General features: G+C 40.8%; 23 protein-coding genes. 12 read left to right on the forward strand and 11 right to left on the reverse strand.

All coding sequences use genetic code 11. The features are described 5' to 3' along the window. Window positions 1–472: 472 nt before the first annotated feature. Entirely contained in the window at window positions 473–1,840 is a 1,368-nt protein-coding gene (locus CXF95_RS15430; RefSeq protein ID WP_101199532.1) for a capsule assembly Wzi family protein, read from the forward strand. Here the strand turns inward: CXF95_RS15430 and CXF95_RS15435 are convergent. Beyond that, on the reverse strand, window positions 1,833–2,558 hold the full coding sequence (locus CXF95_RS15435) for a 3-deoxy-D-manno-octulosonic acid kinase (RefSeq protein ID WP_101199533.1): 726 nt from the start codon (window positions 2,556–2,558) through the stop codon (window positions 1,833–1,835). The two genes, CXF95_RS15430 and CXF95_RS15435, sit on opposite strands and share 8 nt — an antisense overlap. Before the next feature lie 108 nt (window positions 2,559–2,666). Between CXF95_RS15435 and CXF95_RS15440 the strand changes: the two genes are divergently transcribed. Continuing rightward, window positions 2,667–3,773 carry a glycosyltransferase family 4 protein gene (locus CXF95_RS15440; RefSeq protein WP_101199534.1) on the forward strand — a complete coding sequence of 369 codons (1,107 nt, stop codon included), beginning with the start codon at window positions 2,667–2,669 and terminating at the stop codon, window positions 3,771–3,773. Here CXF95_RS15440 and waaA read toward each other — a convergent pair. Further along, on the reverse strand, window positions 3,751–5,064 hold the full coding sequence (gene waaA / locus CXF95_RS15445) for a lipid IV(A) 3-deoxy-D-manno-octulosonic acid transferase (protein WP_101199535.1): 1,314 nt from the start codon (window positions 5,062–5,064) through the stop codon (window positions 3,751–3,753). The genes CXF95_RS15440 and waaA overlap by 23 nt on opposite strands. Before the next feature lie 196 nt (window positions 5,065–5,260). On the opposite strand from waaA, the gene CXF95_RS15450 reads away from it, so the two are divergent. The 6 genes from CXF95_RS15450 (at window position 5,261) to glpG (ending at window position 9,469) form a co-directional block, all read left to right on the forward strand. After that, a complete protein-coding gene (locus CXF95_RS15450) occupies window positions 5,261–5,563 on the forward strand; it encodes a hypothetical protein (protein ID WP_101199536.1) in 303 nt (100 codons plus the stop codon). Then, window positions 5,472–5,702, forward strand: coding sequence for an EAL domain-containing protein (locus CXF95_RS30720; protein WP_232787870.1), 231 nt, complete (start codon window positions 5,472–5,474; stop codon window positions 5,700–5,702). The genes CXF95_RS15450 and CXF95_RS30720 overlap by 92 nt, the downstream gene beginning before the upstream one ends. Window positions 5,703–5,974: 272 nt before the next feature. Continuing rightward, window positions 5,975–7,168, forward strand: coding sequence for a glycine C-acetyltransferase (locus tag CXF95_RS15460; protein ID WP_101199537.1), 1,194 nt, complete (start codon window positions 5,975–5,977; stop codon window positions 7,166–7,168). Then, window positions 7,168–8,193, forward strand: a complete 1,026-nt coding sequence (gene tdh, locus CXF95_RS15465; RefSeq protein WP_101199538.1) for an L-threonine 3-dehydrogenase — start codon at window positions 7,168–7,170, stop codon at window positions 8,191–8,193. The genes CXF95_RS15460 and tdh overlap by 1 nt, the downstream gene beginning before the upstream one ends. 62 nt (window positions 8,194–8,255) lie before the next feature. After that, window positions 8,256–8,585: a thiosulfate sulfurtransferase GlpE gene (glpE, locus tag CXF95_RS15470; RefSeq protein ID WP_101199539.1), complete on the forward strand. Its 330-nt coding sequence runs from the start codon at window positions 8,256–8,258 to the stop codon at window positions 8,583–8,585. A gap of 23 nt (window positions 8,586–8,608) precedes the next feature. After that, a complete protein-coding gene (gene glpG, locus CXF95_RS15475; protein WP_101199540.1) occupies window positions 8,609–9,469 on the forward strand; it encodes a rhomboid family intramembrane serine protease GlpG in 861 nt (286 codons plus the stop codon). Window positions 9,470–9,477: 8 nt separating this feature from the next. On the opposite strand, the gene CXF95_RS15480 is transcribed toward glpG, so the two are convergent. Beyond that, complete coding sequence (locus tag CXF95_RS15480) at window positions 9,478–9,894, reverse strand: flagellar basal body-associated protein FliL (RefSeq protein ID WP_101199541.1); 417 nt, start codon at window positions 9,892–9,894, stop codon at window positions 9,478–9,480. Window positions 9,895–10,042: 148 nt separating this feature from the next. On the opposite strand from CXF95_RS15480, the gene CXF95_RS15485 reads away from it, so the two are divergent. Both CXF95_RS15485 and ubiA read left to right on the forward strand, forming a co-directional pair. Next, window positions 10,043–10,615 (forward strand): chorismate lyase, encoded by a 573-nt coding sequence (locus CXF95_RS15485; RefSeq protein WP_232787871.1) that lies wholly within the window; start codon window positions 10,043–10,045, stop codon window positions 10,613–10,615. Window positions 10,616–10,621: 6 nt separating this feature from the next. Next, a complete protein-coding gene (gene ubiA, locus CXF95_RS15490) occupies window positions 10,622–11,512 on the forward strand; it encodes a 4-hydroxybenzoate octaprenyltransferase (RefSeq protein WP_101199542.1) in 891 nt (296 codons plus the stop codon). A 42-nt stretch (window positions 11,513–11,554) separates the two neighbouring features. Here ubiA and CXF95_RS15495 read toward each other — a convergent pair whose 3' ends face one another. Next, window positions 11,555–11,800 carry an accessory factor UbiK family protein gene (locus CXF95_RS15495; RefSeq protein ID WP_101199543.1) on the reverse strand — a complete coding sequence of 82 codons (246 nt, stop codon included), beginning with the start codon at window positions 11,798–11,800 and terminating at the stop codon, window positions 11,555–11,557. A gap of 152 nt (window positions 11,801–11,952) precedes the next feature. On the opposite strand from CXF95_RS15495, the gene rep reads away from it, so the two are divergent. Then, window positions 11,953–13,968: a DNA helicase Rep gene (gene rep / locus CXF95_RS15500; RefSeq protein ID WP_101199544.1), complete on the forward strand. Its 2,016-nt coding sequence runs from the start codon at window positions 11,953–11,955 to the stop codon at window positions 13,966–13,968. An 8-nt stretch (window positions 13,969–13,976) separates the two neighbouring features. On the opposite strand, the gene CXF95_RS15505 is transcribed toward rep, so the two are convergent. Both CXF95_RS15505 and CXF95_RS15510 read right to left on the reverse strand, forming a co-directional pair. Next, a complete protein-coding gene (locus CXF95_RS15505; RefSeq protein WP_101199545.1) occupies window positions 13,977–16,580 on the reverse strand; it encodes an EAL domain-containing protein in 2,604 nt (867 codons plus the stop codon). A 130-nt stretch (window positions 16,581–16,710) separates the two neighbouring features. Further along, window positions 16,711–17,106: a cytochrome c5 family protein gene (locus CXF95_RS15510; protein WP_101199546.1), complete on the reverse strand. Its 396-nt coding sequence runs from the start codon at window positions 17,104–17,106 to the stop codon at window positions 16,711–16,713. A gap of 241 nt (window positions 17,107–17,347) precedes the next feature. Between CXF95_RS15510 and CXF95_RS15515 the strand changes: the two genes are divergently transcribed. Next, window positions 17,348–18,469 (forward strand): PQQ-dependent sugar dehydrogenase, encoded by a 1,122-nt coding sequence (locus tag CXF95_RS15515; RefSeq protein WP_232787872.1) that lies wholly within the window; start codon window positions 17,348–17,350, stop codon window positions 18,467–18,469. Between the two features lie 54 nt (window positions 18,470–18,523). Here CXF95_RS15515 and CXF95_RS15520 read toward each other — a convergent pair whose 3' ends face one another. From CXF95_RS15520 to CXF95_RS30730, 5 genes are all read right to left on the reverse strand, one after another. Beyond that, window positions 18,524–20,095: a carboxylesterase/lipase family protein gene (locus CXF95_RS15520; RefSeq protein ID WP_101199548.1), complete on the reverse strand. Its 1,572-nt coding sequence runs from the start codon at window positions 20,093–20,095 to the stop codon at window positions 18,524–18,526. A 291-nt stretch (window positions 20,096–20,386) separates the two neighbouring features. Then, on the reverse strand, window positions 20,387–20,800 hold the full coding sequence (locus CXF95_RS15525) for an ACT domain-containing protein (RefSeq protein WP_101199549.1): 414 nt from the start codon (window positions 20,798–20,800) through the stop codon (window positions 20,387–20,389). Window positions 20,801–20,827: 27 nt separating this feature from the next. Further along, entirely contained in the window at window positions 20,828–21,142 is a 315-nt protein-coding gene (locus CXF95_RS15530; RefSeq protein WP_101199550.1) for a multidrug efflux SMR transporter, read from the reverse strand. A gap of 259 nt (window positions 21,143–21,401) precedes the next feature. Beyond that, window positions 21,402–22,382, reverse strand: coding sequence for an ATP-binding protein (locus tag CXF95_RS30725; RefSeq protein WP_232787873.1), 981 nt, complete (start codon window positions 22,380–22,382; stop codon window positions 21,402–21,404). Beyond that, complete coding sequence (locus tag CXF95_RS30730) at window positions 22,333–22,887, reverse strand: HAMP domain-containing sensor histidine kinase (protein WP_232787874.1); 555 nt, start codon at window positions 22,885–22,887, stop codon at window positions 22,333–22,335. Before CXF95_RS30730 ends, CXF95_RS30725 begins: the two co-directional genes overlap by 50 nt. Window positions 22,888–22,955: the final 68 nt, after the last annotated feature.

A 22,955-nucleotide genomic window follows, 5' to 3' on the forward strand; every position in this document is an offset into this window, starting at 1 on the left:
TTTTAATTCTGTAGGTGGATATCGATGGTGCGAGGTAAGTAAATCACTTTGCAATACTGTTTCAGTTGGTCAAATCGGCCTTGCCAGTCATCACCCATAACTATCATATGTACCAAATGTTATGACTCTACTCACTGCTCACCTATTTATTAATAAACTGACATTCTATTAAAGCCTTTACTCAGGCTCATTGTTCTTAGCATTCGTACAATATATTCCGTATGATATCGGTTAGTTAGAGATTAGTAAAAGCCGCTGTTTGGCACTAACTGAATGACTTATATACTTAGTCATTCAGTTAGTGGGTTTAAAGGTCGGATATTGACGTGGGCAGTGCCCAAGACGAAAAGATATTTTATTGGGGATAATGTTGTTAAACGTTCGACAGAGACATTTTTACTGTTTTTATATTTGTTTATTCTGGTCAATTAAGGGGTGGTGTTCTCCTTGGATCGGCACACTTGAACCGCATTTGCATCAAGACTTACAAGTGTTAGTGGAGTGGGGGGTGTTAGATGCATCAGTGAGCAGTTACCCTGTTCCTTGGAAAGGTATTGCAGAGCAGTTAGAAAAACTCCAGGTACACACTCTTCCGAGTATTCCTGGCATCTCCGCACAGCGATTGAAGCATTATTTACAAACCAATAAAAAACAAAAAGGTCAGTCTATTATCAGCCTGTATGGCGCAACAGACGACAGCAGATTTGTGGGATTTAACGGTGTACAGACTGAAAAAGTCAAACTCAATATAACTAAAGAGTTGTATGCTGGTCGTTGGGCTGGGCAAATATCGGCTAACCATGAACGGGGCGGAAAAAGTCACTTTGACCAAAGTTTTTTGGCTTATCAATTTGGTGATTGGAATCTACGGGTGGGGTCATTGAACCAGTGGTGGGGGCCAGCACAATCTAGCAGTCTGATCATGTCTAATAATGCGAGACCTGTTCCCTCTATCAGCTTTTCTCGCTCCCAAGCCATACGTTCTGAAAATAAGTGGTTGCGGTATCTTGGCCCTTGGTTTCTGACTGCGCAAATTGGGCAGTTAGAGAGTCAAAGAGCCGTGCCGGATACTAAGTTGTGGATGACGCGTTTTAATTTCAGTCCAATTTCTGGTTTAGAGCTGGGGTTGTCTTGGAGTGCAATGTGGGGCGGTAAAGGGCAGCCTCATTCCATTAGTGATTGGTTAAAGGTGGTGACCTTTGAAACCGAATGTGCAAACGGTGCGGCGACTTGTGATGATGCCATAGATCCCAAACTAGGTAACCATCTTGCAGGTTTGGATTTCAAATACAGCGTGATGTTGTTCAATAGGCCTTTTAGCATTTATGGACAACGTATTGGTGAAGATGCGGTTGATTATTATCGTGTAACTGATAATGCTAATTTGATTGGTTTATCAACTTACCTGTGGGGCAATAAAGTGTTCATCGAGTCTAGTGATACCAATGTTGCTTGCTCTAATGCCGGCACTAATGAAAAAAGTTGTTATTATGAAGATGAGATTTATCAATCAGGCTATCGTCGATATGGCCGTGCTATCGGTAGTAGTTTTGATAGTGATGCGAAGATGCTCACGTTAGGTATCAATAAAAACTTTCACAATGGCGATCTTTTCGAACTGGTTCTTAATCGACTCATACTCAATGAAGATAAAGAGTCACCTTCACCGGTGCTTAATGGTCTGAGTGAGGAGTTGCTCAGGTTAAGCGGTTTTTATCAAGCAGCTTATGGTGATTGGTTAGTCAAATTAGGTGCAAGTATTGAACATGGAAAAGCGGACGATGCTGATTCAAAAACCGATGCATTGATATTTTCTGAGATTAAATATCGGCTTAATTAGGTTTTGCTGCTTTGGTATAAGCAGACATTAGGATTTCCCAATTTGCATATTTCCAATGAATATTTCGTAGACGTTGTTCTTTTTCAAAGGAACGCTTGAGACGTGCCATATTTGATTTTTTCCAACTATTTTCAGGTTTAATTCCGCATTTATCAAAGTCAATTAGCCAAACGCGATGCTCGGCATCAAGCATAATATTGTGGATATTTAGATCATGGTGATAAATCTGATGATTATGAAATTCGGCAATAGTTTGACCTACCTTTTGCCACTCATTAGTGGTCAAGTCACTATTTAGCAAAATGTGGTGTAAGTCTTGTGCACTGGGTATTTTTGTTGAAATAATATCGGCTTGATAATAGAAACCGTGTTTAGTGACCATTGCTGCACTCGGTTTAGGAGAAGACAAACCGAGTTTTTGCATATGTTGAAGTAACTTAAACTCTCGCCATGCCCGGGATTGTTCAAGACCTGTAAACAGATATTGATCACTGAGTACTTTTCCAATCAAGCCACCGCGACGATAGTGACGTAACACATATTCATTTTTATCATGTTGAAAAAAGTAGGTAGTGCCACGGCCGATTGCTTGCCCTGTTATGGCATCTTGTGTCTGCCAATATTGACCTGAAAACATTTTTGGAATGGGTGCAGCGAAATGTTCTGCATCAAATAGCATGGCGTGGGAGTTAATAGTTTTTTGCTTAATAATAGCCATGTTACAATTTTGACTCAGAAGTAATAGGTGTATTGTATACATATTATTTAGGTAAGTGCAGGTTCAGATAGCTGTTTTGTGTTTCAACAAATTGAGTAATCCCCATCTATGAATAATCACGTTTCTAGCGAACCACAGACAGATGAAATTGAATTAATTATTGGTAATTCCAATTCAAATTTTTCAGGTGTGACATCCACTATGCTGCAAGTCATGTCTTATCAAAAAGAGCGGATTAATTTACGCATCATGGGTACTCACTTTTTGCCTGAGCCGGCCTTGGCTATTAGTTTTTGGGAAACTGCAAAAATGTGTCGAAGGTCACTCAAAAATGGCAAATGGCGTATTTTCCATGCTCGCCGCGTCGATGAAATGATTCAGGGCGTATTACTTAAATATCTGTTTAGAGCAAAAATTATTCTGGTGTTTAGTTCGGCCGCGCAGCGTAAACGTTCTGGATCAACTGTGTGGTTAACCCGAAAAATGGACGCTGTGATTGCGGTAAGTAAAAGATCGGCGGGCTTTTTATGTAATCCCCCAGACCTAGTCAATCCCCATGGCGTGCAAGTTAATGATTATTTACCTGCTAAAGATAAACAGCAAGCATGGGCTAAATTAGGTTTTGGAGGTAAATATGGTATTGGAATTTTAGGTCGCGTCAGAAAACAAAAAGGGGTGCACTTGTGTGTTGAAGCGTGCATTCAACTGTTTGACAAGTATCCTGATTACCACTGTGTGGTGGTTGGTGCAATTTCATCAAGTAATAAAGAGTTCGTCGAGCAATTAAAAACCAAAGCGGCACAAGCCAATATGGCTGATAGGATCACTTTCACCGGTGAGCTTGAATTTGAACAAATACCGAGAATATTTAGTGCTCTGTCTTTGGTTGCAGCCTTGAGTGATAACGAGGGATTTGGTTTAACTGTTTTGGAAGCCATGAGCAGCGGCGCAGCAGTATTGGCAACAGAAGCTGGCGCTTGGGAGGAAATTGTTCGCCCAGCAGTAGACGGTTATATTGTACCTGTGAATGATCAGCAAGCTGTAACTGAAAAAATGGACTTATTATTATCTAGTACCGAAAAGCTAATCCAAATGGGTATTGAAGGGCGAAAAAGAGTCGAGGCCAGTTATCGTGTGGAAGACGAAGCAACACGTTTAATCGCGTTTTTTCGTAGCTTACAACAGGCATACTTTAAGGGGAATGGAACGCGGTGAGGACATCCAGCGTTTTTTGAATGGCACCACGGTTGAGAGCTAATACTTGTTTGCCAGCATTACCCGCATGTTTTCTTTGTTCGGGGTTGTCTAGCCACTTTTTACAAGCAGTTTCAATTTGTCGAGCATCTGTCACTGTTAGTAACGCGCCGCTATCGGTCAAGGCTTGGCAAATAGCAGGATTATTATAAGTCGACTCACCCATCAATATTGGCACTGCCATAGCCGCAGGCTCTAAAGCATTGTGCCCACCTCTATCCGCTAAACTGCCTCCTACAAAACTGATATCTGCCAATGCATAGATGGAACGCAACTTGCCCATTTGATCGCATAATAATACTTGGGTCATGGATGTACATGGTTTTGCGTCACTCATTAAAGACGTTTCAATATTTTGTGTTTGTAGAAGTTGATGAACCTTTTCAAAGCGTTGAGGGTGACGAGGGACAATAATCAATAATAACGCCGGATAAAGTGTTACCAACGCCAAGTAGGCATCCAGTAAAATCTGTTCCTCTGGCTCATGGGTGCTGCCAGCCACAATAATTAAACGCGCCTCTAAAGCAAAGTTTGTTTTAATGGTTTGGCTTAGTGCGATATCGTGATCAGAAATGCTCAAATCGAACTTAATGTTATTGGTCAAGATTAGCTTGTCAGGGCTCACACCAAGGGTCAGGTAGTTCTGGTAATCTCTTTGGTCTTGGGCGCAGATTGCAGTGATTTTTTCGAACATAGGTTGAAATAATGAGGGGTTTTTTTGATAAGTTTTGGTCGATTTTTCACTCATCCTGCCATTTATAATAAAAATAGGGATATTCAAACGCCAGCATTGATCACACAAATTCGGCCACAATTCCATTTCATTAATGAGTACTTTGGTTGGGCATTTCCTCTTCAGGAAAAATCTTAAAAAAAATGGAAAATCATAAGGTAAATAAGCATGTTCAACACGATCTGAAAACAGCAACCTCACTCTATCAGCACCTGTGGTGGTATTAGTGGTGATGGTAATGCGTTGCTTGGGATTGTTTCCTAATAGTTGTTCAACCAAATTTTGTATTGCCACCACTTCACCCACCGACGCACAATGGATCAGAATGCTATCCTTTTGATTACCTTGCTTTAATGTAAAACCATAGCGAGATAGGCGGGCTTTTGTATATCCCGGTTTGCGTCTGATAAGTTGGTAAAAAAAGTGACAAAGGGCAAAGGGAATAATCAGTAGCCATAGTAATGAATAACCGAGTAACACAATTTTTTGCTTGGTACTGGGTTTAAAAGATGTGGTCATGGTTTATGCGTGCAGATGAGAGTGAATAAAACAAAGTTACTGTAGCAGATTTTGCCAAATTTGGAAGTGCCATTAGTGTAAACTGAGCTGTATTGTAGTCAATCTAACAGACTGAATCGTAATTAATTTTTACTAAACAACAACTGTTTTTTAAAACTCCTTTAGTATAAAAATACACTCGTGCTGGAGTTGGTTTTTGAATCAAATTCGTCAATGTTTTTGCCTGATTTTATGTGTTGGTTTGAGCTGCCTATTATCTGTAGCCTTTGCGGCTGATAGTCAGGAGCTTGCGGTGCGAGATGTGGTGGATCCCTCGGTTTCATCTACACATATCAACATAGAAGAAATGCGAAGAATTTTTTCTATGCGTCAAACGACTTGGTCTGATAATCAAGCGAACACAGTTTATGTGCTTTCAAATCAACATCAAACACACCAAGCTTTCAGTACTAAAGTGCTGGATATGTTCCCTATCTTATTTAAAACAGGTGCCTGCTGATATTATTAAAATAGACAGACGTTTCGTCTCAGGCATGAGTGATAACAGTGCCTACATGCAAATTGTTTTATCTACCATTGCGATGGTACAAAAGTTAGGTATGCAGGGGGGGCAGAAGGGGAAATCTCAGCTCAAATGAAGTTATTACAAGGTCTACATTGTGAGATAGGTCAGGGATATTTTATCTCTCGCCCAATCCCAGAGAGTGACTTATACTCTCTTTTGCCTGAAAAGTTACAACTTGGTGTGTGGGAGAAGTTAGACAAACTAAACCATAATATCTGACAGACTTGTGTATTATAGTGTAAAAAATGTTTGCCACTTGTGTATAACCTTCTGCTCTAAAAATTATCATTCCTCATATTGAATATATATGATTCGTTTATTTCCATCCCATACATAGGATTACCCATGAAAAATGACTTTTATATTCGCTTGGCTCAGCAAATTGAAGACACTAAGGCACAAGGACTGTTCAAAAATGAACGCATCATTACGTCAAGCCAACAAGCTGATATTGAAGTTAATCATAAACAAAAAGTACTTAACTTCTGCGCCAATAATTATTTAGGATTAGCCAATCATCCGGAGCTGATAAATGCCGCAAAAGCGGGCTTGGATAGTCACGGTTTTGGTATGGCATCGGTACGTTTTATTTGTGGTACGCAAGATATCCATAAGCAGTTAGAAGCAACCATAAGTGATTTTCTCGGTACCCAAGAAACTATCCTTTACCCCTCTTGTTTTGACGCCAACGGTGGATTATTTGAAACTATTTTGGATGCTGAAGATGCCATCATCTCCGATTCACTGAACCATGCGAGTATTATTGACGGGGTGAGATTATCCAAAGCCAAACGTTACCGTTACGCCAATAATGATATGCAAGCTTTAGAGACTCAGCTTATTCAAGCCGACTTAGATGGTGCGCGCACTAAGCTTATCGCAACAGATGGGGTTTTCTCTATGGACGGTGTGATTGCAGACTTAGCAGCCATTTGTGACCTAGCCGATAAATATCAGGCCTTGGTCATGGTTGACGATTGTCATGCGACTGGGTTTGTTGGTGAAAATGGTCGGGGTAGTCATGAATATTGTGATGTAATGGGACGTGTTGATATTTTAACTGGCACTTTGGGTAAAGCTTTAGGTGGTGCGTCTGGTGGCTATACGTCTGGCAAAAAAGAAGTGGTTAGCTGGCTGCGCCAACGTTCGCGACCGTATTTATTTTCAAATTCGGTGGCACCGCCCATTGTTGCCGCATCTATCAAAGTGTTTGAATTGATGCAAGATGGAGATGCACTGCGTAAACAGTTAACTGCCAACGCTGCACACTTTCGCTTGCGAATGTCAGATGCGGGTTTTACGCTTTCAGGCAAAGATCATGCGATCATTCCTGTGATGTTAGGTGATGCGCAACTCGCCAGCGATATGGCGGATAAGATGTTACAAAAAGGAGTGTATGTCGTGGGGTTTTCTTTCCCAGTTGTACCCAAAGGGCAGGCGCGTATTCGTACCCAGATGTCTGCTGCACACAGCCTCGAACAAATTGATTTAGCAGTCGATGTTTTTATTGAAGTCGGCAAAGAATTAGGAGTGATCTGATGAAAGCGTTAGCCAAGTTATATTCAGAAAAAGGCATTTGGATGACTGAGTGTGAGAAACCCACAGTTGGTCATAATGATTTATTAATAAGAATTCATAAAACCGCCATTTGTGGTACCGATATGCATATCTACCAGTGGGATGAATGGGCACAAAAAACAATTCCGGTGCCTATGGTTGTCGGCCATGAATATGTTGGTGAAGTGGTTGATATGGGCCAAGAAGTCCGTGGTTTTGTGGTTGGAGATCGCGTTTCTGGGGAAGGTCATATCACTTGTGGTCACTGCCGAAATTGCCGTGCAGGCCGTCGCCACTTGTGCAGAAACACCACTGGAGTGGGGGTAAACAGGCAAGGTGCTTTTGCCGAGTTTTTGGTGATACCTGCATTTAATGCATTTAAAATCCCAGACAATATATCCAGTGACTTAGCCGCCATTTTTGACCCTTTTGGAAACGCAGTACACACCGCTTTATCTTTTGATTTGGTTGGTGAAGACGTATTGATTACCGGTGCTGGTCCAATTGGTATTATGGCAGCAGCGGTGGCGCGTCATGTAGGTGCAAGACATGTGGTTATTACCGATATAAACGAATATCGCCTAGATTTAGCCGCTAAAATGGGTGCTACTCGTGCGGTGAATGTATCTAATACTCAGTTGCAAGATGTGATGGTCGAATTAGGCATGACCGAGGGCTTCGATGTTGGCCTTGAGATGTCAGGTGTACCATCGGCATTACGTGATATGCTCGACAAGATGAACAATGGTGGCAAAATCGCAATGTTGGGTATACCACCTAACGATGTTGCCATAGACTGGAATCAAGTGATTTTCAAAGGTCTGATAATCAAAGGCATTTATGGCCGTGAAATGTTTGAAACATGGTATAAAATGGCCAGCCTGATACAAGGTGGGCTAGATTTAAAGCCCATGGTAACCCATCAATTTGCGATTGATGATTTTCAACAAGGTTTCGATGTTATGGGGTCCGGCCAATCTGGTAAGGTGATCCTAAATTGGCAATAGTGGTAACCTGAACTCTTTATCCCGTTCAGGTTAACAATAAATTTATGAGGGGAGTCATCTAGATGGAGCAATTTGCCCATATATCTGTGCAACAGGCACAACAAAAACTGTCTGAAGGCATGGTACGAATTGTCGATATCCGCGACGACGCTGCTTTTGCCGCTGGGCATATTAAAGATTCTACTCACTTAACGAATGGTTCGCTGCATAGTTTTATGTCCGATGTGGAATTTGATACGCCCGTGATAGTCTGTTGTTACCATGGTATTAGTAGCCAACAAGCCGCACAGTTTTTAATTCACCAAGGTTTTGAAGAGGTATATAGCCTAGACGGTGGATTTGAGGCGTGGCGCAAAGACCAGTCCTTTGACGTTTCACAGCCAGATGTTTAAAAATTATAGGAAGTATAATACGTTTGTCTACCCCGCTTAAGTTAGTCGCCTTTTCCAAAGAGCAACCAGCAAGATTACTCACTACTTATCTTATTGAGCAAGGCGTTAAGGCTGAGTATCAGTATTCAGCTAATGAGTATTCTCATGCAGTGATGTTGCTGGAGTCATCTGATCAAATCAAAGCCAAACAATTGGCAGAAGAATTTGTACTTAATCCGAATAACGCAAAATACCAAACGGCTGCTTGGCAGTCTGGTGAAACGGTTAAGTTAATCCCTGATAAATCTTTTTCTGCAGCTAAAACGCTCTATGACTTAAAACAGGCTCCGTTTACGTCAAGTATATTGGTCATTTGTTTGGTGATTTATCTATTGGCCATGGTCGGCGTTTCATCACCTTATTCGTGGCTAAAAATCCAACCCTTTACGATGCTTTTAGAAACTGGCCAGTTGTGGCGACTATTGGGACCAGCATTGGTCCATTTCTCAGTTCTGCATATTGCATTTAATCTACTGTGGTGGTGGACATTAGGTAAACAAATTGAAAAAACGTTTGGCCTCAGTAGTTTGCTCATGCTATTTATATTTTCTGCTGCGGCGTCTAATGTTGCTCAGCTGTTGGTTAGTGGTCCCAACTTTGGTGGTCTTTCCGGTGTAGTGTATGCCTTAGTGGGCTGTGTTTGGTGGTTGGGTTGGTTAAAACCCAGTTGGGGATTATCTTTGCCTAAACCCATTGTTGGCTTTTTATTGGTTTGGTTAGTGGTAGGCTATCTGGATATTCTACCTGTGAATATGGCAAATACCGCACACACTGTGGGGCTAATTTGTGGATGTTTATTTGCTTGGTTTTTGGTTGCCAGAGCCAAAAGTTTCAGCACCCAATAGTCTGAAATTTAGGTCTGGTAATAAAGGTACTTAGTAAATATAACATCCTTTATCATTTTAGAGCCTGTTTCTTTGAGCATCAATTCTTGAAGTTTTTCTAAGCAGCTAAGCCTAATATCTTCGCGACCAGTCAGCGATTTAACTTTTTTTTCTGGCTGGCTACCAAACACCTCAATAGTTGCCGCTCTCATTAGTGGGGAGTGGTGTTCTGCGGCTTCAAGAAAGTCTGGGTCTTCTAACATCAATTCTATTGATACCCTGACAAAACCTAACTTTCTTGCGCTAGAGCCTAAGTAGTTGGTTACTATATCTGGTTCGAGACTGAAATAAGCATAACTTTTTCTGACCACTTCTTGTGCGTTTATCACACTGTGATAACTTGAAAGGGTTAGTAAACTAACAAGTAGGCATATAGTTTTTTTCATCGTTATTTTCTTTTGTGAGTTTCCACTACAGTGGTTGTAAGCTTAACAACTTTAGCTAGGCTCGCAAAACTAAATTAGTTAGAACGGTATTTAACTTTAGTCTAAGCCATGCACTTGTTATTATTCATCTTCGCTACTCAAAAATGTTATGAAATTGAACTTATCTTATACTTTTCCGGTCGGTATTCTGTCACCTTGGGCTGAACCTAAGCTCTTTACTATTCCCAGCCCATGTTTAAAAAATTGGTTGCTAGATACAGGCTCGTTAACCGAAAGGCTTCAATCACACTGTAAGTCATTTCAATTGACTCTAGTAGGTCAACGGCAGGCGCAGATAACTCTTGAAGAATTTAAACGAGTATCTGCTCCCAAGCAAGACTTAAAACTACAAGAATGGCAAGTCAGAGAAGTGTTATTGTGGGGTGATAATCAACCTTGGGTATTTGCTCGCTCAATTATTCCACAACGATTGTGCGAAAGTGATTTTGTTAATCTCAACACGAAACCTTTGGGTCAATTGATTTTTAATGACAAACGATTTAAACGAATGCCATTTGAATTAACTCATATGTCTCCAAGTAAAGCTTTTCTAGAAAAATTACACATAGAATCTGAGATGAAACTGTGGGGTCGCCGCTCGGCATTTACCTATGAAGATCTGCAAATGACAGTCAGTGAGATCTTTCTACCTAATTCACCCGCTTATCAAGAGATGAAATAGATTAATATGGGTAACATAGGGAAACTACCAGCTGCAAAGTTAAACGCTTATTGGCGCTTAATACGTGCTGACAAACCCATAGGTATCTACTTATTACTATGGCCTTGCGTATGGGCTCTGTGGATAGCTTCAGCAGGCATTCCAGAGTTACATATACTTGTGGTGTTTGTTTTAGGCGTTGTGGTGATGCGATCAGCTGGTTGTGTGATCAATGATTACGCAGATCGTAAAGTAGACGGTTTAGTGGAACGTTCATCAACCAGACCCTTGGTGACAGGAGAGATCACTGAAAAAGAAGCCTTGGGTCTATTTTTTGTGCTTTTATGTTTCGCCTTAATACTGGTTTCAACATTAAGTTGGCCAACGGTGTTGATGTCAGTGGGTGGATTGATATTAGCCACCATTTATCCTTTCATGAAGCGCTACACTCATTTGCCTCAAGTCATACTTGGTGCTGCTTTTGGCTGGTCTATTCCGATGGCTTTTGTGGCAATAGGACAACCGCTAGATTGGGTCGTGTGGGCATTGTATTTTGCTAATTTAGCTTGGACTGTCGCTTTTGACACTGAATACGCCATGGTTGATAAAAACGATGATATCAAAGTGGGGGTCAAATCAACCGCTATCTTATTTGGTCAATATGACAAGTTGATCATAATGCTGCTACAAATACTTAGCTTGTTACTGCTTACAGCCGTAGCACTATACTTAAACTTACGCTGGCCTTTTTATCTGGCGTTAGTTATCAGCATGGGATTGTTTTTGTATCAGCACAGGTTAATTAAAGATCGAGATAGAAGCCTGTGTTTTAAGGCTTTTTTGCATAATCATTATGTAGGTTTGGTGTTGGCGGTAGGGATTATTGGACATTACGCTATTTACCCCGCATCAATTTAAATAGCGTCTAATTGTTATATCCCTAATAAAAAATGTTTGGTTTTATGTTTCGAGTTTCTCTAATTTGGCGAGACGAATCTCCAAAGCTTCCAATTTTTCTCTAGTGCGCATGAGTACTTGACTTTGAATATCAAATTCTTCACGACTAACAAAGTCTAAACGGCTGATTTGAGATTGTAATACTTGCTTTACTTTGGCCTCTGCGCCCTCTGCCATTGTTTTCATACTTGGAGGCACTGCATCAGAGATTTGTTTAGCGATTTCTTCGAGTTTTTTAGGATTTAGCATGAGAGTCTGTGTACCTTTCGAATATAAATTGACATTTTTAAAGTGAAATTTAGGATCGAGCTATAAAAAGTTATACATTGTTAATCTACTTGGACTAAACAGCATATTCTCTTACAATCACCGCCCCGTCATCATTGGCTGTTTAATTTAGCATGAATCTCAACCCTGGTCAGAACGAAGCTGTAAATTTTATTTCTGGGCCATGCTTAGTGTTAGCCGGCGCAGGCAGTGGCAAAACCCGCGTTATCACCAATAAAATAGCTTACTTGGTCAGAGAGTGTGAGCTACCTGCTCGTTATATCGCCGCAGTGACCTTTACCAATAAAGCCGCGCGAGAAATGAAAGAGCGTGTGGCACAAACTCTAGGTAAGAAGGAAGCGCGGGGGTTAAAAATATCTACTTTTCACACCCTTGGTTTGAATATTATTAAATCTGAAGTTAAAACCTTAGGTTTAAAACCTGGTTTTTCCTTGTTTGACGACAAAGACAGCATGTCGCTGCTCAAAGACTTAACCGAGGTCGAGTTTGATGGTGACAAAGAATTGTTGTCTGGGTTGCAAAGTTGTATTTCTAATTGGAAAAATGATCTTATTTTACCAGAAGATTTAAAACATAAGACTCTATCTCCCAGCGATGTTGAACATGCTCAGTTCTACCAGCGTTATTACAATCATTTACGGGCTTATAATGCCCTAGACTTTGACGACCTGATCTTACTGCCTACCGTACTGCTAAAAAATAACGAAACGGTGCGGCAAAAATGGCAAAACAAAATACGTTATTTGCTGGTGGATGAATACCAAGATACCAATACCAGCCAATACGAACTGGTTAGACTTTTGGTGGGTGAAAGAGCCAGATTCACTGTGGTAGGTGATGACGATCAGTCTATTTATTCTTGGCGTGGCGCAAGACCCCAAAACTTAGTGCTACTGCAAACTGATTTTCCTAAGTTAAGAGTCATTAAACTAGAGCAAAATTACCGTTCCACAGAACGCATTTTGCATTGTGCCAATATTCTTATTCAGAATAATCCCCATATATTTGAGAAAAAACTATTCTCTGAGCTGGGTTACGGCGAGCCTCTACAGGTGATTACTGCCAAAAATGAAGATCACGAAGCTGAACGTGTGGTCGCTGAATTAATGGCTCATAAGTTTATGGGGGCTACCAAATTTAAAGATTATGCGATTTTGTATCGAGGAAATTTCCAATCTCGGGTGTTCGAAAAAGTACTGATGAGTAACCGTATTCCTTATAAAATTAACGGCGGCATGTCGTTTTTTGGCAGAACAGAAGTCAAAGACATCATGGCTTACCTACGCCTATTGGTAAATCAAGACGATGACAATGCCTTGTTGAGAGTGATCAATACACCTACCCGAGGCATTGGCCGAGTGAGTTTAGAAAAGCTTGGTAATTTAGCGAATCATAATCGCTCTTCTATGTTTGAAGCTGCTTTCGATCCCAATCTTCAGGATGTGTTAACCGGTAAGGCTTTAGTCTCGGTAGAGCAATTTAGCCGATGGATAGTCGAATTATCAGACAGAGCGGTCAGAGGTGATGGCATTGCGACAATTCGAGAAATGATCAAAACAATGGGTTACGAAGAATGGTTGTATGAGTCGAGTACTAGCCCAAAGGCCGCAGAAATGGGCATGGCGAATATCAGCACTTTGTTTGGCTGGATCAGCAACATGCTTGAAGGCGGTGAACTCGACCCGCCAATGACACTTCAAGAGGTGGTTAATCGTCTCATTCTGCGGGATATGATGGAGCGTGGCGAAGATGCCGAAGAAACAGACCAAGTACAATTGATGACCTTGCACTCCTCAAAAGGGCTGGAATTCCCCTATGTCTTTATGGTCGGCATGGAAGAGGGGTTATTACCCCATCAAAGCAGTATTGAGGAAGAAAATATCGACGAGGAAAGGCGTTTAGCTTATGTGGGTATAACCCGTGCGCAAAAGGTCTTGTTTATGACCTTAGTTAAAGAAAGGCGTCAATATGGTGAGGTGATCAATCCTGAGCCTAGTCGATTTTTATACGAATTGCCACAAGATGATTTGGTGTGGGAGCATAAAAAGCCAAAAGTGTCAGCACAAGAACGTCAGCAAAAATCTCAGGTGGGCATTGCCAATCTGCGAAACATGATGAATAAGAGTTAAGGATGAACTTAAACTTTTACTTCAGTCAATTTGATTTTAGTGGCTTTTTGTAAAAATTTACCCTGCCCAAACTCACAGCCTGCATCTAACAATGCTTGGTGTTGTTCTTGGGTATTGATACCGCTGGCAATTAACTTAAACTTCAAGTGACCAGAAATGGACAACACAGATTGAATTAATTTTAAGTTTCGTTCAGACCGAGGTAACGTTTTCACAAAATAGTGATCTATTTTTACGTAATCAAATGGGTAAGAATACAAATAACTTAAAGAAGCTAAGCCACTGCCAAAATTGTCCAATACTAGAGTTATGCCGGCGCGTTTTAATATTTTGATAGCCGGTAGGAAAAACTGAGAGCGGCGATTTAGTGCATTTTCATCAAATTCAATGACCAGTTGTTTGGGGTCAACGCCTGCTTCTTTTACTTGCTCTATCAGTTGTTTTGCTAAAGTCGTTTGAGTGAGATGATGAATGGATAAATTGATCGCAATCTGTTTATTGCCATCGACTTCATTTAATTGCCAATCTTGTAATATCTCGCAAGCTTTGGTTAGCATGAACTTATCCATTTCTACGGTAAGGCCACACTGTTCTGCAATTTGCCAATACTGATCTCGCTTGATTTTACCTATACTGGAATGTTCCCATCTAACGTAACATTCCTGATATATCTGTTCTTGCGTGGCTAAATTAATGATTGGTTGCGAATAACTTTCAAAGGCTTCAGCTTTGAGTATTTGTCTAAACTCGCCTTCGATTTCCAATTCTTCAAGGAGTTTATCCCGCATCGTCTTATCAAAAACAATATAACGCCCGCGTCCTAGTGACTTTGCTTGATACATGGCTGCATCTGCATCTCGTAGCACTTCATCAGCGGTTTGGTAGCCACTTTCAATGTAGGCAATGCCTATACTGGCACCTGAATACATATCTTTATTTTCAATGTTAAAGGGGGTGGCAATAGCACTGATAATACGCGCAGATATTTCTTCAACATCGTTTGGAGAATCATAATTGTCAAAAAGCACAACAAACTCATCGCCACCCAAGCGGGCGAGTAAATCATGACCTCGGATACATGAGCTAATTCTAACGGCCACCTCTTTTAAAAAAAGGTCTCCTGCCATGTGTCCTAATGAATCATTAATTTGTTTAAATCTGTCCAAATCAATAAAGATTACCGCAAAATTACTTTCCGTATAACGTTGCTTGCTGGCAAGTGCCAGTTCGAGCCGACTATTGAATAAAACGCGATTTGCCAAGCCTGTTAACGAATCATGTTGCGCGTCATGTTCCAGCTGTTGCTGTGCCTGTAAGCGTTCTTCAATTTGTTTTTGCAGAAATAAATTCGTGCTATTGAGTTCTTCTGTTCGCTCTTTTACTTCTTCCGCAAGTTTCTGATTATACGCTTTAATCGCATCGGAAGACTGTTTACGCCCTAGTGCCACTGCAATATGATGTGAAACAAAGCGTAAAAATTCTAAATCCTTAAAGTTATATTGTTTTTTCTTGTTGTAACTTTGTACAGCTATCACGCCACAGATTTCACCCTCTATAATTAGTGGCGATCCAATCCATGAATCCATTTCTTGATACTCACTTTCAGCCATTATTACAGATAGCTCATTGGAGTCGATTAATTGCTGAACTTTAGAACCGTCTATCAGTTCAGCGCTGCCATGCCTAATAACATATTCAGTAAGCCCTAAGCTCATTGGACGCGGTTCAATCTTTGATTGCACTTCGTCTTTATAATAAGGAAAGTGCAGCGTTTTTTTGTCACTGCTTATCATTGCGACATAACAGTTAGGCGCACCAATTAAGCGCGATAACGTGTCATGAATGGCAGCATAAAAATCATCCATGTCTCCTTCAACTGAGGCTGAAAGCTCAGATATTTCAAACAAAGCCTGTTGTAAGGATTCTACCTTTTGTCTTTCGCTGATTTCTTCTTGTAATTCATCATTGATTTGCCTTAGCTGCTTAGTGCGTTGGCGAATCGTTTTTTCTGTCAACTCTCGACTTTTGACTCTATCTACACAGTTGACTATGTGCTGAGAAACAAATAGCAGTATTTCTAAATCTTCCTGATTGTAACGAATCGACTCGTCGTAACTTTGTACAACCATTGCACCTATTACTTGTGAGCCCCGTTTTAAGGGGATACCAATCCAATCAACAGGATCTGCGCCTATATCTTTTACGGATATATCGGCCAGTTGTTGATGATAAGTTTCTTGGGGAAGGAATAGGTGGTTACCGGTGCGAAGTATGTAGCCGGTGATACTGTTTTTTAAGTCGTCAGCTGAAACGTGTGAAACTATTTGTTCGTCGAATTCGTCCACAAAATAGACAAAATCAATAATGTCTTTTTCTTCTTCATAAAAGGCGACAAAGAAGTTTTGAGCGGGCATCAAGTCGCCAATGATGTCATGAATTGCGGGGTAAAGACTGGATAACTCATTAATTGAACTGGCTAGTTCTGAAATATCAAATAGCGATTTTTGAATGGATTCAGAATGTTTGTATTTTTTTGTGATCTTCTGCAACTGAGGAACAAGCTCTCGCAGTTCCTCTAATGACAGTTGGTTGGCGTTATTTTTAGATGTCATTAGCTAAATTAATGGTTCTTTATATTAGTACAAGTACAGAAATCCAATCATCTAAAGTAAACTATTCAGACTAAAAAGACCACTATGAAGTGGTCTTTTTTACGCCAAGGTTTCAGATGATATTCTAAATCTAGATACCTTCAATCATATGTTCGATTGCCGCTTTAATTTCATCATTTGAACAATCGCCGCATGTACCCATTGGTGGCATGGCGCGTATACCATTGATTGCATTTTTCCACACGGTATCAAAGCCCTGTTCCATACGAGGAGCCCAATCTGCTGCATCTTGAAATTTAGGAGCATTTAAAACACCCACACTGTGACAGGCAACACATGCCTTGGCGTAAACTTCTGAGCCTGTTCTTGGTCCTGTAGATGCCACCTCATCTTTTGCACCGGCTACATGCACTTTACCAACAGGCTGAATACGTGCCTTAATATCAGCTTCACTCATTTCTTGTGCTTGTACTGCCAAGACACTAAAAACACCCATACAGATACATAATAAGACTTTAAATTTCACAATATTCTCCAAGTCAGGCGTTGTTTACCTAAAAAAACTGGAACAGATTATAACGACTAATGTTTTGTGAACAACTATTTAACTAACAAATTTAAGTGAATTCGTATTTTTTGTTTAAAGGATGTAAATTTTAATTGTTATTAAACACCCTAATCTTAAACTTGACTGATGTAATTTCTAGATTCAGTGGTAATATTTATGTTTAGTTAAATTCTCACAAAAGGTATCAATAATGGTAACAATGGCACGCCTATTAGGCATAATCTGTTGTGTTGTTTTAACGGGATCAGCCTACGCCCAGCAACCAAAAAATTCGGGCTCAGGTAGCATTCAATCTTATGAATACCAACTTGTCACTGAGGGGATAGATATCCCTTGGGGTATGACTTGGTTAGACAAAAAAACCATACTGGTATCCGATCGCAAAGGTGAATTACGGATTATCAGCAATGGCGTGTTATTAAATGAAAAGGTCACAGGTTTGCCTGAACTTCGGGCTGAAGGCCAAGGTGGATTATTGGATGTCGCAGTTGATCCAAACTATGCTCAAAATAATCTTATTTATTTTTCTTATTCTGGCCTAGAAGGTGAGGGTCAAGGTGCTCATACATCCGTTGTGCGCGCTAAGTTACAAGATTTTAAACTGACCGAACAAAGTGTTATTTTTGAAGCTGGCCCCAACACCACTAAAGGTCAACATTACGGCAGCCGCCTAACATTTGATAAACAAGGTTATTTGTATATTTCCAGTGGTGATAGAGGAAACCGTGACGTCAATCCACAACGATTAGACAGAGATGCAGGTAAAATACACCGTATCAACGGCGACGGCAGTATCCCTAAAGATAATCCATTTGTTGCACAAAAAGACGCAAACCCTTCTATCTTCTCATATGGTCATCGCAACCCACAGGGCATGGCAATGCATCCGGTAACTGGCGATATCTGGACTCACGAACATGGCCCTAAAGGTGGCGATGAAATCAATATAATCCGAAAAGGTGCAAATTATGGTTGGCCAGTGATTAGCTTTGGGGTCAATTATAGTGGTTCGTCTTTTACCGAGTTGACTGCTAAAGAGGGCATGGAACAGCCACAATGGTATTGGGTTCCTTCTATCGCACCATCAGGCATGACCTTCGTCACTAGCGATATTTATCCAGATTGGAAGGGTAAAATTATAGTGGGATCATTAAAGTTTGCCTATCTAGTCGCCCTTGAATTAGAGGGAGACAAAGTACTCAGCCAAGAAATTTTGTTTCCCGACATAGGCCGTGTGCGCAATGTTAAGCAAGGCGCTGACGGGTATCTATATGTTGCTACCGATGGTGCTGGAATATTTAAAATAGTACCGAGTAAATAATCTTCATAAGGGATACGTCATACCACTAACCATTGGTATGACGTATCCCTTATTTTATCTTGAGTAAATCCTTTTGATGGAAAGTATATTTTTTTTGAGCGTATCAATTGATAGCGCTTTTGGTTGAATAGATAGGGCCATCAATTTATTTTCAGCGAACAAGGGCCAAGACGGTAAATTTTTGCTGTTAGGATCGCCAAACTTAATAAAATTGGCAAAATACTGCTGCATTATCTTTGATACTTTGTAGTCTTCTTCTTGCCACCTATATAGCTTATTCACATCCAAGTTACCCAGAACATATTCAATTTCTGCAGAATGAGTGGCACCTCTAGGGGGACTTTTAGGCGTTTCCTTTTCTACGTTCACTGGGCGTATATGCTGATAGCTATAATAAAAACTGGGTTGGCTGCTAGATTGGGTAACAGTGTCCATCCAATGGTAAGTGCCATAACTGATAAACCTATCAGAGGCTAAATCCTGTGCAGCATCCATCACTTGTTTAGGGCTTTTTGCTGAATATAAGCTGAAAACTTCTTCAAAAGCATGGGGATACAGGCGTTGAAGTGCTTCCTTGTAATTCGCAACTGTTGGTTCATTTTGCTTTAAAATGTTTTGATAACTCCCTTCCTGAGAATTGACCCCAGCCAATAGAGGCACCTGGGAAAACTGTTTATTGGCATATAGCTCTTGGGGAGATAAAGGTAAAAAATACCCGTCGATAGTTGGACTAAACCAAGTGAAATCAGCGTTATTCGCCAAGTTCAAGAGTTGTGTTGCGGGTATCTTCCGCAAGTCGCTTAAATTAGCCGTGTCACCTGCTATCGCACTGACCAATGCTTGCCCCTTCTTCTCAGCATCAGTTAAAGGTATGGCCATAAGTGGTGGGCCAAGAATAGAGCCGCTTTCACCTATAACACCAGCGACAAGATCCCTTGATAAAGGAGAGGCCATGAGGGCACTGACAGAAACCGAACCTGCCGACTCCCCTGCAATAGTTATACGTGAAGGATCACCACCAAAAGCCGCAATATTTTCAACCACCCATTGTAGCGCGGCTGCTTGATCTAAGAAGGTATAATTGCCACTGCCTCGATACGAGGTTTCAGCAGATAATAACGGGTGAGCCATCAATCCAAATAACCCTAAGCGATAGTTTGCGGTTATCACTACAATATCTTTGCGCGCCATACTGGCGCCATCGTAGCGTCGCTCAGAACCATCCCCAGCAACAAACCCCCAACCATAAAAATACAGTAGAACAGGGCGTTTTTTTGCTTTTATGTTATTCGGTGTCCAAACGTTCAAATACAAACAATCCTCACTCATACCCGAAGAGCGAAATTTCATATCATCATAGATAAGGTTTTGCATACACTGCGGTCCAAACTCAGTCGCCTGCTTTGTTCCTTGCCAAGGCGAAACAGGCTGCGGTGCTTTCCAGCGCAAGGTATCCACTGGAGGCGCGGCAAAAGAGATACCTTTAAATGCGACAATGTTGTTTGAGTCGGCGTTTGTGCCAACTAATGATCCCGACGAGAGGTTCACCTGTGTATCTGCCAATAATTGACCATGTGCCATCACACAAAAACACATCATGATTAAACGTCGTTTTTTACTGGCCATTTTGGGCAACCTCTAAATAGTACTAAGTAATGTTGTTCGCCTTAGATTAAGCTGGCGGGTATTCACAATAAATCTAATATCGTTAAATCTAGATCAAATGTACATTCATTTGTCACAAGGTTAGTATGAATCTGGCCTTCATCTATAGGCATTTATATAGATATTAAGGTGAATATAGAGAATTTTCATTATGTTGTAGAGCTTAGTCTGGCAAGCAAAATTGTGCCCAGGCTGTGATGCTTGTCAACAGCCTGACACACACATAACGTCTTTACTGCTTGCATCTGTCATCTAATCTTCAATTCCATGTTGAACAAGATCATTTAATTCAGCTAGTGCTTTCTCAGCATCTTTAGACGCAATAAACACATGGTCATGGTAGTACGCAGCAACAACATTTGCGCTAATATTTGATTGAGTTAGCTTGTTGGATACTGCGGCGGTTAAACCGACAGCATCGAGGCTTGAATGTACATTTAAGGTGATACATTTGAACACGCCAGAGTACGCAATGTTAAATTCATCCGCTTTGTGTTTTGCTACAATAATAGTTAATCCCTCTTTTTCTTGAAAAGTACCTATAGGGTTTAACAGCGCTAGCTGGGTGTAATCTATGTTATCGAGAATTCCAAATACATACTCATTTTCGGTTAAAGTAGGTGCCATTGAAGCGATTAGTTTTGTTAAATTGGTTTCACCAGACATTTTTTGTTCCTCAGTTTATTGGTTGAATTAAGTTGATATTTTAAGTCCAACCACACCTATAAATATCAAGCAAAAGCAAAGCAATTGGTAACTTGTAAGGGGCTGGTTAAAAAAATAGTGGTTGATTGTTGAGATTGATAATGCGCCTACCGCTAGCCAGACAAGATATGCATGACCAATAGGTATCTCTTTTAATGCTATTGAAAATAAGATTAAGCTAAGTGCCATAGAGGCAACGGCAAATATTACGTAAGGAATGTTTGTAAACGAATTAGATTTTTGAATTCCAACTAACCAGCCAGCTTCAAAAAGTCCTGCAACAACTAAGATGAACCAATACATATACACACTCTGTCAAATATAGGGGTCGTCCCCTGATAAAAAAAGAGTGGTGAGGCCGTCCTCACATCTAAACTGGTTTAATTTACTAAGCTAACAAATAACCATATAAAACGAAATGAAAAATGAAAAATTTACTCAATACTTTGAATAATCATGTGCAATTTAATGTGGACGGTGTCTTTAAGCGAAAAGCAGAAGTAGGATGGTCAAAATAGGCCTATGGCTGCTTTCGATGGAAGCACAATCAATCGATGTAACCCTAGGTTGGCCGGTACTCCGCCAGTATTGATTTCAATACATCGGTGTTTATTGGCTTGGTGAGATATTCGTTCATGCCTGCGTCAAGACACTTTTCGCGCTCACTATTCATGGTGTTTGCAGTAAGGGCTATTATGGGAATTTTACTATACAGTTCGCCAGCATCGCCTGCTCGTATGCGTCGTGTCGCTTCGTAGCCATCTAGATTAGGCATCTGACAATCCATAAGTATCAGGTCATATGTTGGCAACTGGGAATGAGTGAGCATAGTAAGCGCGACAATCCCATCGTCGGCAACATCTACCTTAATTTCTAAGCCTTTCAATATGGCAATCATCACCTCTTGATTGATAAAATTATCTTCAACTAGAAGAACGCGTAAGTTAGAAAAATTTATTGAAGACGTGCTAGCGCGTGGCTTTTCTTGTTGGGTTATCGCAGGATCAGGAATAGCAAGCAGCACTGAAAATTGGAACACTGATCCCTCTCCTGACTTACTTTGCACCGTTATAACACCACCCATCAATTCACAGAGCTGCTTGGTTATCGCCAGACCTAGACCTGTACCGCCAAAATTCCTTGTTGTTGACATATCTGCTTGCGAGAACGAATCAAAAAGGTAGGGTAGTGAGGCATCGCTAACACCAATGCCAGTATCGGTCACCACCACACTAAGGCAGAGATGATCATCGTGCGTATTCAAATTATATTGAACTAAGATGCTGCCCGATTCCGTAAACTTGATAGCATTAGATAGGAGATTGTTCATAACTTGGATGATTCGGTGTGGGTCGCCCACAACTTTTGCTTGCTTAACGTATTGCTTTTCTAACTTGAGCTTCAATCCTTTTTTGTTAGCTAGAAATTGTTGATCATGAATAAACTCCGAAAAAACCTGCACTACATCAAATTCCACCCGTTCGAGAGTCAGTTCACCAGCCTCTATCTTTGAGAAATCTAGGATGTCGTTGATGATAATCATGAGTGACTCGGCACTTCGCTTTGCTGTTGCAACAAAATCTTGCTGTTGCAACAAAATCTTGCTGTTCTTCATCCAACGTTGAATTTGACACAAGTTCAATCATTCCAATGACGCCATTCATTGGGGTGCGAATTTCGTGACTCATGTTAGCTAAAAATGCGCTTTTTGCCTCGGTTGTGGCCTTCGCCTCCTGCTCATGTTGTATTGCAATGTCTCTCTCCTGCTCGAGTTCCAGTTGTTTTTCAACCAATTTTTTTCGCGCCAGATGGGCAAACCAGCTAAGTAGAGTGCTCATGGCCATAGCGAAGAAAAAATGTTGGGTTAACGCCATTTCAAGTGTCATGGTAATGGTGATCCATCCTATCCAGTTGAACAGAACTGAAGCTGCCCAGTGGTTACGATTTGATAACACAATTCCTGTCGCGATAATCGTAACGAATATGTTAGTCGTTTGTTCTGGTGCTTCAGAAAACCATAAATGTAGCAAACTGTTTGAACTAGCCATGAGCATCAGTAAAAGGATAATCAGGCTGTGTCGGGGCGAAGGAATATTGGATGCCTTAAGTCCGATGA

The sequence above is a fragment of the Paraglaciecola sp. MB-3u-78 genome (assembly GCF_002835935.1).
Lineage (GTDB): Bacteria > Pseudomonadota > Gammaproteobacteria > Enterobacterales > Alteromonadaceae > Paraglaciecola.